The organism is Mycobacterium sp. (assembly GCF_049683355.1).
Classification (GTDB): domain Bacteria; phylum Actinomycetota; class Actinomycetes; order Mycobacteriales; family Mycobacteriaceae; genus Mycobacterium.
Genome location: NZ_JBAUJB010000084.1, coordinates 1 through 1893 on the forward strand (window position 1 = coordinate 1; position 1893 = coordinate 1893).

Annotated in this window: 1 protein-coding gene and 2 pseudogenes; 2 read left to right on the forward strand and 1 reads right to left on the reverse strand. The window is 69.6% G+C overall.

Annotated elements, in window-relative coordinates; translation table 11 throughout:
* Positions 1 to 204, forward strand: a pseudogene (gene rph, locus WA944_RS05380) (ribonuclease PH); the annotation flags it as partial.
* Positions 201 to 827: an RdgB/HAM1 family non-canonical purine NTP pyrophosphatase gene (rdgB, locus tag WA944_RS05385; RefSeq protein WP_526370318.1), complete on the forward strand. Its 627-nt coding sequence runs from the start codon at positions 201 to 203 to the stop codon at positions 825 to 827. The pseudogene rph and the gene rdgB, both read left to right, overlap by 4 nt.
* Before the next feature lie 74 nt (positions 828 to 901).
* Here rdgB and WA944_RS05390 read toward each other — a convergent pair.
* Positions 902 to 1891, reverse strand: a pseudogene (locus WA944_RS05390) (acyltransferase family protein); the annotation flags it as partial.
* Between the last annotated feature and the right edge of the window lie 2 nt (positions 1892 to 1893).

Here is a 1893-nt window from a genome sequence, read left to right on the forward strand (position 1 = left end):
GCCACCGACACCGGCACGCTGGTCGAGATCCAGGGCACCGGTGAAGGCGCGACGTTCCCGAGGTCGACGCTGGACAAGATGCTCGACGTCGCGATGGTTGCCTGCGATCAGTTGTTCGACGTTCAGCGGCAGGCGTTGGAGCTGCCGTATCCCGGTGTGCTGCCCGAGTCGGCAGAGCCCACGAAGAAGGCGTTCGGAAGCTGACGCAGGTGACCCGGCTGCTGGTGGCCAGTCGCAACCCGAAGAAGCTGGCCGAGCTGCGCCGGGTGCTCGACAGGGCGGAACTGTCTGGGCTGACATTGGTGTCGCTCGACGATGTGGCGGCGTTCGACGAGGCACCCGAGACGGGGGCCACCTTCGAGGAGAACGCGGTGGCCAAGGCACGCGACGGTTTCGCGGCCACGGGGTTGCCAACGGTGGCGGACGATTCCGGGCTGGCGGTTGATGCGCTCAACGGGATGCCGGGGGTGCTCAGCGCGCGCTGGTCGGGACGGCACGGCGACGACGCCGCGAACACGGCTCTGCTTCTGGGACAGCTGGGTGATGTCCTCGACGAGCGCCGCGGGGCGGCCTTCGTATCGGCGTGCGCGCTGGTGTTCGGGCCCGGGGATGCCGACAGCTCGGTGGTCCGCGGCGAGTGGCTGGGCAGCATCGCGCGGGAGCCCCGCGGCGACGGGGGGTTCGGCTATGACCCGGTCTTCGTACCCGACGGGTCGACGAGGACGGCCGCCGAGCTCAGCCCGGAGGACAAGGACTCGGTCTCCCACCGCGGCCGTGCGCTGGCGGCGTTGGTGCCTGCGCTCCGAGCCCTCGTCGCGGAGAGTTGAGGTCGGGTCACCCGGTGCAGGAGCCACGCCGCGGGGACCGTCAGTGCCAGGGTCGCGGCGATCAGCCCGGGCATCGAGCCGGTGAACAGCGGCCAGCCCAGCACCAGGTGCATCACCAGCGCCATGGCCACGACGTGCAACAGGAAGATCTCGTAGGAGATCTCACCGAGCCAGACCATCGGCCTCCTCGCCAGTAGGCGCGAGTACCAGCCGGGGGAGCCCAGCGCCAGCGGTGCCACCGCCAACGTCGCGATCGCCGTGTAGAGCAGCGATTTCGCGACCGGTGCCCACGCCGGATCCGGCCCTGGCAGGGCACCGCCGATGGGTGTCGACACCACCAGATACAGGGCGACCGCGACAGAGACCGCCACCGCTGCCCGGCAGTGCGCGCCCATCGCCTGCAGCACCGCCAGGGCCATCCCGCCGGCGAACCACGCGAGGTGCGCGGGAAGCCACATGCCTGCCGAGTTCGGGAGCACCTCGGTGCTGACGACGAGGATCAACCATGCCGGCGTGATGGCGGCGAGCGCGGCGATCCCGGTCAGCAGGCGTGCCGGTCGCCACTGCCTGCGGCACAGCACCCGCAGCAACAGATATGCCAGCGCGGGAAGGGCGGCGTAGAACGCGACTTCGACCGCCATGCTCCACATTTGTGACAACCCCGGGTGCAGCATCGTCGTCAGGTAGTCGTCGGTGTAGATCTGGGTGAACGTCAGGTGACGCAGCAACCCGTGCCAGGTCTGTCCGGGATTCGGGCCGGGGGTGAAGACGGTGTAGATCTCGAACGTCGCCACGACCGTGAGCACATAGGCCGGGACCACACGTCGCACCCGGTGGCTGCTGTACCGGGTCAGTGACGGGGGCGGACCGCCGTGCGCAGCCGCTCGCACCCAGGGGCGGAACAGCAGGAATCCGGACAGCACGAAGAAGATCGCGACACCGATCTCCAAGCGGGCGTAGATCCCGCCGAGATAGCCGTGGGTGAGGTAGCCGGTCGCGAACGCCGCGTGCGTGCCGACGACGAGAAGCGCGGCGACGGCACGCAGACCGGTCAGGGCGGGAATTC